Below are 6,396 nucleotides of genomic sequence, written 5' to 3' on the forward strand. Positions count from 1 at the left end.
GTCTCGAACCCTCTTCCTTTACGCACCGCCTTGCCGCGGGATGGAGCAGCCCGGTAGCTCGTCAGGCTCATAACCTGAAGGTCGCAGGTTCAAATCCTGCTCCCGCACCCACTACTACAGTATGATCGCCGTCCTGGTTCACCAGGGCGGCGATTTTGCCTTTTACGGTCAGTGCAAAGCGCCCCCGCTCCGGCAGCGGCGTCACCACCACAGTCTTGATCAACTGGCGCACCAGATCGCGCGCTTCAGCGGCCGCCTCGCTGTCGCTGCGATGCAGAGCCTGGGCGAGCTCGATCACCACGCGGCGATAGTGCTCTGCGATCCCTGGATGTAGAGATATGGGCGAGGGCGCTTCTTCAGCTGCCAGTTCCGCCTCCAGAGCTGTGCGCTGCGCCTCGAGCACAGAGAGTTTTTCCTTGATCGCTGTGCCGCTCAGGACGCCGTCGGCCACTTGTTCGAGACGCCCGCAGCGTACTTGCGGAAGATTTCGATGACGACTTCGGCCTCGGCCGGGACGATATCGCGAAGGCCCCTGATCGGTTCGCCTACCGCGTCGAATTCCCTGCAGATGGCGTAACCGTAGACGCGCTTGCATTGATTGCTGGAAGCGCTGGGCCGACCGTTCGAATTTCATACGTCTGAGAAATCAATGTCCGAACCTGGGGGCCGAAGAGCAGAGGATGCCCTGGATCGCGGCAGGCGCGTTCGGCGACGAGGGCAGGAAGATGAGGGACCAACTGCGAGGTTCGCTCGGACATGATTCCAACCCCGGACGAGCTGATTCAACGAAGCAGCTTGCAGAAGGCGATGTTGTTCGAACTTTCAATGGCGCGCGCTGAAAGTCAGCTAGGGGACGATGAAGTAGCCCTCATGGGAGTCATGTCTGGCAATCGCCTCGAGACGGCAGCAACGCCATTTTGATGCGCGGATTCCTACGTCGCTTGAAGATAACGACATACTGGTCGCGAGCCATGCTGCGCTGAATCTCGTCACAATGCTGAAGGCGTTTCGGGCGCAGAGGCACTCGGCGATTTTGGAACACTCGCCTTTGATTCCAAGGTTGGGCTGGGTCGCGTCTGGCAACGGAGATTTTGCCATTGGCTCGACGCTGATCGAAGTCAAACATACAGAGCGCAATTTGGGAGCAAAGCTGAAAATAGCTTCACATTTAATTCAAGGAGAGCGTTGTATGGTTGCCCTTGCTATAGATATACGTAAATTAGATTTCGAAGAACTTGATGCTGTGCTAGGCGCTGAATTTTGCTGTGAATAAATTGCACAAACTGTCAAGAATGCAGATGATAGTTCAGCAAAGACAGCAGTGACAAGATTCTGTGGTGGTCGCGAGGATGGGAATATTAGTATTACAAAATATAATGGCGATCAGAATTGTTCATCGTTAATTTATGTCTCGTTAACACAAGTCGTCTTGTTGGTTTGGTTTTTATAGGTGGCTATTATGTTCTTTAATTTTGCTATGCCTTCTTTAATAATGGCCGTTTTGACTTATGGTATGCATTCGCCATTGCCTGATGGTTGGAATAGGGTGGATGTTAGTACAATTTCCTTTAGGGGGGGGGATATTGATTCAAGTTCACTTAAATCCTTTACCGAATTGGTTGACCATAGAACTGATACCCTGATTTTAACTTCAAGGGGCGGTGATGTAGATGCTGCTATTGGTATGGGTAGGGAGATACACGGTAGAGGTATAAGTGTTGTTGTACGCGGATATTGTGTTTCCAGTTGTGCAAATTATTTATTTCTTTCTGGTCGGCGTCGAATTATAGAGCCTAATTCATTTGTAGGATTTCATGGCACTGTTACGTCTATGGATATTGAAAGATTAATAGCTAGGATAAAGTCTTCAGGAGAAGCTGCTGGAAAGCAAGATGAAGAAGTAGAAATGGATATTAGATATGCAAGGTCGGATATCGAGCGTCTAAGGTCTATGGAGAGAGATTTCGCGACATTGGTGGGGTTTTCTCAGAGTCTATTAATAGAATCCGGGTTTGAGCGACTTTCTGATTCTGCAAAAAAGACTTTGCCAGAATACCCGGTTCTTTTCCCATCTGCCGAAACGCTAAATAATTGTTATGGTATTTTAGGAGTCGAGGACCAATCTCGCGCAGAAAACCCTAATTTAGATACGTTGGGTGAAAGGGGCGCTCCAGGTTTGGGGTTTACCCTCTTGGGTGATGATTGGTTTACTAATTGTGATTGAAGCAATGGTGTTATTGAGAGGGTTATTGAAAGGTTCCGTAGGGATCGTGTTCAGCCATCAGGTGAGGCGTATCTGGACTTTTTACTGAGAACTGTAGTGTAAGCTGATTATTTTCAGTATTCAGAGCCAAACGAGACGGTCGCTGCGAGGAGGGGGTAAGCCGGTCTGGTAGCGGTCATCGCGAGTTGAGATCCGTCCCGGATCTTGAGTGCCCTGAACAGAAGGGCAGCACGTGACGGCTAACATAGTCCCAATGCGGTTGCTTCTTTTGTAGTGTAGCTTGACGCCTCGATATTGGCGCAGTCTGATCGAATGGAGGGATCGGCAGGCTGTCTATGCATTGAGTGTCCATCTTCGTCGACGCCTAGAAGGCGATGTCCGCCCCAACATCTCGATCCCGTCGTGCTGAGGGACTATACTAAGGAACTGGAGAGGATAGTCGATCTTGATGCGAGAATGGTGAAGATCCATTTTACCGAATGAAAGATTTCCGAGTACGAATTGGCCGAATTTTGCGGCACTTCCGGCGATTTATCCCTACGTTGTTTCTGAGCTCGACTTGTCCGTTTCCGAGCTGGACATTGAGGTCATTGAATTCGCCTGACCTATTTCGTCGCCGAGGATCTGGCGACCGGCGCGGTGATCGGCACGGTGACGGGTGTGAACCATGCGCGCGCTGATCGAACACCAGAGCCGTCGGTGCGCGGCCGCCACGGGCGGCGAATCCTCCATCCCGATCGACGCCGAGACTGAGCGCACCCTGGCCGAGGCGGGCTACGCCCTGGATGATGTGGCGGGCGAGGGAACGGAAATCCTGGTCCGCAAGGCGGCCAATCTTCACTTGGGCGGCACCATCCACGACGTCACGGACGAGGTCCACCCGACCCTGATCGAGACGGCGATAGCCGCGTCACGCGCCATCGATATCCCTGTGACCGGCATTGACCTGATGGTCGCAGCGCCGGACCAACCCGACTACGCCTTCATCGAGGCCAACGAGCGCCCCGGCCTGGCCAACCACGAACCCCGCCCCACAGCCGAACGCTTCATCGACCTGTTGTTCCCGCTGTCGGCCCGGTCAGATGCATGATGCATACGGGAAGGAGAGGCTTCATTCGTGGACGTCTCATGCACGGACGGGGGCGAGGCATGCGGTCGGCGCCATGCGATACGATTATGCGTGTCGGGATTGATCAGGTGAAAGCGCACGTCGGAGGCGCTGAACGTCGCAGTCTAAATCTTCGCCGCGAGGCTGGAGACGACGGGCGCCCGCGAACTCGCCTGATGATCCTGAGCAAACTGCGGGCGGTTCCAATCTGCATTGAAAATGGGCTTGAAGCCCTGGACATGTTCGATCTGGGCAGCGCGACAGCGCTAACGCTGCTGCCTGGCGGCACAGACTGCGGGACGGGGGCTCTGCACGACTGCGCGCGGTGTGCTGGGCCTCGATCTATTGCGGCATGCCCTGGGGCACGACGGTCTTGATGATGCTGGCGTCCAGTTCCTCGAAGTCGTGCAGGCCGATGACGTCGTAGAGTTCCTGACGGGTCTGCATCCGGTCGACGTATTTGTGCGTGCCGCCGTTGTTGGCGATCGAGGCGTAGAGTTCGGCCTGCGCCTTGTTGGCGGCGCGCAGGGAAGACACCGGCCAGATCACCATCTTATAGCCCATCTCCTCGAATTCCTTCGCGGTGTAGAAGGGCGTCTTGCCGAACTCGGTCATGTTGGCCAGCAGCGGCACGTTCGGCAGGGCTCTGGCGAACTTCTCGAACATCTCGCGAGTGTTCAGGGCTTCGGGGAAGATGGCGTCGGCGCCGGCGTCCACATACATCTTGGCCCGGTCGACGGCGGCGTCGAAGCCCTCGACCCCGGCGGCGTCGGTGCGGGCCATGATGACGATGTCGCGGCTGGCCTTCTTGGCGGCGGCGACCTTGGCGGCCATGTCCAGCGCGGGGACCAGGTTCTTGCCGTTCAGGTGGCCGCATTTCTTGGGCAGGATCTGGTCTTCCAGGTGGACCGCGCCCGCGCCCGCGTCTTCAAAGGTGCGGACCATGTGCATGACGTTCAGCACCTCGCCATAGCCGGTGTCGCCGTCCACCAGCAGCGGCAGGCCGCTGGAGCGCGCGATCTGGCGGATGAAGAAGGCGACCTCGTCCACCGTGATGATGCCCAGATCCGGCAGGCCCATGGAGGCGGTCATCGCTGCGCCCGACAGATAGAGGCCGTCAAAGCCCGCCAGCTTCGCCTGCTTCCCCGCCTGACCGTTGTGGGCGCCCGGCAACTGCCAGATGCCGGGGCGGGCCAGCCCCGCGCGGAAGCGTTTCCCGGCGGATTCGGTCGGCAGGTCGTCGGCGACGAGATAGGGCATGGGGACTCTCTTCAGGACTTACAGGTCAGGCGCGTTGGATTTTTCAGGCGCGTTCGGCCAGCGGCGCGAACTTCAGGTTCTCGGGGCCGTCATAGTTGGCCGAGGGGCGGATGATCTTGTTGTCGATGCGCTGTTCGATCACATGGGCCGACCAGCCGGTGGTGCGCGAGATGACGAACAGGGGGGTGAACATGGCCGTGGGCACCCCCATCATGTGGTAGGAGACGGCCGAGAACCAGTCGAGGTTCGGGAACATCTTCTTGGCGTCCATCATGACGCTCTCGATGCGTTCGGCGATGTCGTACATCTTCATCGAGCCGGCTTCTTCCGACAGCTGTTTCGCCACCCGCTTGATGACCACATTGCGCGGGTCCGAGATCGTATAGACCGGGTGGCCGAAGCCGATGATGACCTCCTTGGCCTCCATGCGGCGACGGATGTCGGCCTCGGCCGCATCGGCGTCGGCGTAGCGTTTCTGGATCTCGAAGGCGACCTCGTTGGCGCCGCCGTGCTTGGGCCCGCGCAGGGCGCCGATGGCCCCGGCGATGCAGGAGAACATGTCCGAACCGGTCCCGGCGATGACGCGGGCGGTGAAGGTCGAGGCGTTGAACTCATGCTCGGCATAAAGGATCAGCGAGGTGTGCATGGCTCGCACCCAGCCGTCGGACGGCGGCGTCCCGTGCAGTAGGTGCAGGAAGTGGCCGCCGATGGAATCGTCGTCCGTCTCGACCTCGATGCGACGGCCGTTCTGGCTGAAGTGGTGCCAGTACAGCAGCATGGATCCCAGCGAGGCCAGCAGGCGGTCGGCGATGTCGCGCGCGGCCGGGTGGTTGTGGTCGTGAGCCTCCGGCAGGGCGCAGCCGAGCGCCGAGACGCCGGTGCGCATGACGTCCATCGGGTGTGCGGCGGCGGGCACCGTCTCCAGCGCCGACTTCACCGCCGCGGGCAGGCCGCGCAGGGCCTTCAGCCTGGCCTTGTAGGCCTTCAGCTGGGCGGCGTTCGGAAGCGATCCGTGGATCAGCAGGTGGGCGATTTCCTCGAACTCGCTGGTCTCGGCGAAGTCCATGATGTCATAGCCGCGATAATGCAGGTCGTTGCCCGAGCGGCCGACGGTGCACAGGCTGGTGTTGCCTGCCAGCACGCCGGACAGGGCGACGGACTTCTTCGGCTTCACGCCCTGGGCGAGAACGGGTTCGGTCATGGGATGCCTCTTCAGCAGTGAAGATCGGAACGGGATGCGATGGGAACGGGGCGGCCGTCGGCGTCGACGGCGACCATTTCAAAGCGGCCGCTGAGCGCGGGGCGCCGCGCGCCGGTGGACAGGGTCTCGGCGACCCCCTCGACCAGCACGGTCAGGGACGAACGGCCCACCCGGACGACGCGCGCCGACAGGTCCAGCAGTTCGCCGACGCGGACGGGGGTGTGGAAATCGGTCGCCTCGGAGCGGGCCATGACGACATCGCCGCGCGCCCTGCGGCTGGCGGCGACGAAGGCGGCCTTGGACAGCAGCGCCAGCCCCGCGCCTGCGAACAGGGCGCCGTAGTGGTTGGCCTGATCGGGGAAGACCATCTCCGCAAAGCGGGTCTCTTCATTGGGAAGCGGCGTCTGCGACGACATGGGGCCTCGGGGCGGCGGTGGATCCGCGTCGCCCTGAAATATTCACGCTTCCGTCCCGCGATTAAGGACTGAAAGAGCGGAAAACTGCGAAGCGGAAGATGTAAATCTGTAAAAGCTGCAAACGGGCGAAGCGGCGGGCGTCTTCACTTGAACTCTCCCTTCCCCCTCGATGGGGGATGGGCCGGGG

At 59.0% G+C, this 6,396-nt stretch carries 7 protein-coding genes and 1 tRNA gene; 5 read left to right on the plus strand and 3 right to left on the minus strand.

Annotated features, from left to right (window positions below):
• Positions 1–34: 34 nt before the first annotated feature.
• From ABE454_RS16025 to ABE454_RS16045, 5 genes are all read left to right on the plus strand, one after another.
• Positions 35–111: transfer RNA gene (locus tag ABE454_RS16025), tRNA-Met, on the plus strand.
• Between the two features lie 10 nt (positions 112–121).
• Entirely contained in the window at positions 122–334 is a 213-nt protein-coding gene (locus ABE454_RS16030; RefSeq protein WP_346533088.1) for a hypothetical protein, read from the plus strand.
• Between the two features lie 660 nt (positions 335–994).
• Positions 995–1,273, plus strand: a complete 279-nt coding sequence (locus ABE454_RS16035; RefSeq protein WP_346533089.1) for a hypothetical protein — start codon at positions 995–997, stop codon at positions 1,271–1,273.
• A 177-nt stretch (positions 1,274–1,450) separates the two neighbouring features.
• Complete coding sequence (locus tag ABE454_RS16040; RefSeq protein WP_346533090.1) at positions 1,451–2,224, plus strand: hypothetical protein; 774 nt, start codon at positions 1,451–1,453, stop codon at positions 2,222–2,224.
• A 667-nt stretch (positions 2,225–2,891) separates the two neighbouring features.
• Entirely contained in the window at positions 2,892–3,314 is a 423-nt protein-coding gene (locus ABE454_RS16045) for a hypothetical protein (protein WP_346533091.1), read from the plus strand.
• A gap of 360 nt (positions 3,315–3,674) precedes the next feature.
• Here the strand turns inward: ABE454_RS16045 and prpB are convergent, their stop codons facing one another.
• From prpB to ABE454_RS16060, 3 genes are read right to left on the minus strand one after another with little or no spacing between them, the layout of a single operon-like run.
• On the minus strand, positions 3,675–4,592 hold the full coding sequence (gene prpB / locus ABE454_RS16050; RefSeq protein WP_346533092.1) for a methylisocitrate lyase: 918 nt from the start codon (positions 4,590–4,592) through the stop codon (positions 3,675–3,677).
• Positions 4,593–4,635: 43 nt separating this feature from the next.
• A complete protein-coding gene (prpC, locus tag ABE454_RS16055) occupies positions 4,636–5,793 on the minus strand; it encodes a bifunctional 2-methylcitrate synthase/citrate synthase (protein ID WP_346533093.1) in 1,158 nt (385 codons plus the stop codon).
• A gap of 11 nt (positions 5,794–5,804) precedes the next feature.
• Positions 5,805–6,209 (minus strand): acyl-CoA thioesterase, encoded by a 405-nt coding sequence (locus tag ABE454_RS16060; RefSeq protein WP_346533094.1) that lies wholly within the window; start codon positions 6,207–6,209, stop codon positions 5,805–5,807.
• Between the last annotated feature and the right edge of the window lie 187 nt (positions 6,210–6,396).

The organism is Brevundimonas diminuta (genome assembly GCF_039673845.1).
GTDB lineage: Bacteria > Pseudomonadota > Alphaproteobacteria > Caulobacterales > Caulobacteraceae > Brevundimonas > Brevundimonas diminuta_E.